This is a genomic window from Metabacillus litoralis, assembly GCF_007994985.1.
Lineage (GTDB): Bacteria > Bacillota > Bacilli > Bacillales > Bacillaceae > Metabacillus > Metabacillus litoralis.
In genome coordinates, this window is the sequence record NZ_VOQF01000044.1 from 1 (window position 1) to 1,181 (window position 1,181).

Genomic DNA, 1,181 nt, shown 5'->3' on the forward strand with positions numbered 1-1,181 from the left:
GTACGTTTTTGTTAATCGAAATTAACGTTGGCACGCTTGGTTTTGTTTAGTTTTCAAAGATCAGTTATTTGAAACAACTTTACAAGTATAACACACTGTAAAGTTACTTGTCAAATAGTTTTTTGAAGAGTTTTTTGGTGGAGCCTAGCGGGATCGAACCGCTGACCTCCTGCGTGCAAGGCAGGCGCTCTCCCAGCTGAGCTAAGGCCCCGAATCAATAAAAGGAAATGGTCGGGAAGACAGGATTCGAACCTGCGACCCCTTGGTCCCAAACCAAGTGCTCTACCAAGCTGAGCTACTTCCCGTTCTATAAATAAAAATGGAATGAGAAGGTCATAGATTTACAATCTATTTCAAAGTAAGTTTCCAACTAACTTTTAGCTTCTTTTCACTTCACTTATATGGCGCGCCCGAGAGGAGTCGAACCCCTAACCTTTTGATCCGTAGTCAAACGCTCTATCCAATTGAGCTACGGGCGCTAAGTTCATTTGATCTATCCTTCAAAATACATTTATTTTGTTTTGAAGTAATAAAGGTAAGTTATTTTTGCTTCACAAAAAAACTTTGGTGCCGAGGACCGGAATCGAACCGGTACGGTAGTCACCTACCGCAGGATTTTAAGTCCTGTGCGTCTGCCAGTTCCGCCACCCCGGCACTACTATGGAGCGGAAGACGGGATTCGAACCCGCGACCCCCACCTTGGCAAGGTGGTGTTCTACCACTGAACTACTTCCGCAATGTTCTCATAATTAAATTATTGTAAGTTATTTTCGCTTTACGAAAAAAACTTTGGTGCGGGTGAAGGGACTTGAACCCCCACGTCACAAGGACACTAGATCCTAAGTCTAGCGCGTCTGCCAATTCCGCCACACCCGCATGGTGTGTAAAATGGTGAGCCATGAAGGATTCGAACCTTCGACCCTCTGATTAAAAGTCAGATGCTCTACCAACTGAGCTAATGGCTCATTATTTATAATGAGTGAAAAAGATGGTGCCGGCGAGAGGACTTGAACCCCCAACCTACTGATTACAAGTCAGTTGCTCTACCAGTTGAGCTACACCGGCGTATAAATCGGTTAGATATTTCACTTTAAAGATATAATAGAAAGTTATTTTCACTAGGTGAAAAAACTATGGTGGAGGATGACGGGATCGAACCGCCGACCCTCTGCTTGTAAGGC

Annotated in this window: 8 tRNA genes; all 8 read right to left on the minus strand. The window is 44.1% G+C overall.

The annotated features are described in order from the left end of the window. Positions 1 to 135: 135 nt before the first annotated feature. The 8 genes from FS935_RS22995 to FS935_RS23030 all read right to left on the minus strand — a co-directional run bounded on the left by FS935_RS22995 (position 136) and on the right by FS935_RS23030 (position 1,065). Positions 136 to 211: transfer RNA gene (locus FS935_RS22995), tRNA-Ala, on the minus strand. A gap of 17 nt (positions 212 to 228) precedes the next feature. Continuing rightward, positions 229 to 305, minus strand: a tRNA-Pro gene (locus tag FS935_RS23000). A 97-nt stretch (positions 306 to 402) separates the two neighbouring features. After that, positions 403 to 479 (minus strand) — tRNA-Arg (locus tag FS935_RS23005). Positions 480 to 565: 86 nt separating this feature from the next. After that, positions 566 to 654 (minus strand) — tRNA-Leu (locus FS935_RS23010). A 7-nt stretch (positions 655 to 661) separates the two neighbouring features. Beyond that, positions 662 to 736: transfer RNA gene (locus FS935_RS23015), tRNA-Gly, on the minus strand. Positions 737 to 790: 54 nt separating this feature from the next. Continuing rightward, positions 791 to 876 (minus strand) — tRNA-Leu (locus tag FS935_RS23020). Between the two features lie 13 nt (positions 877 to 889). Beyond that, a tRNA-Lys gene (locus tag FS935_RS23025) sits at positions 890 to 965 on the minus strand. 24 nt (positions 966 to 989) lie between these two features. Next, a tRNA-Thr gene (locus FS935_RS23030) sits at positions 990 to 1,065 on the minus strand. Between the last annotated feature and the right edge of the window lie 116 nt (positions 1,066 to 1,181).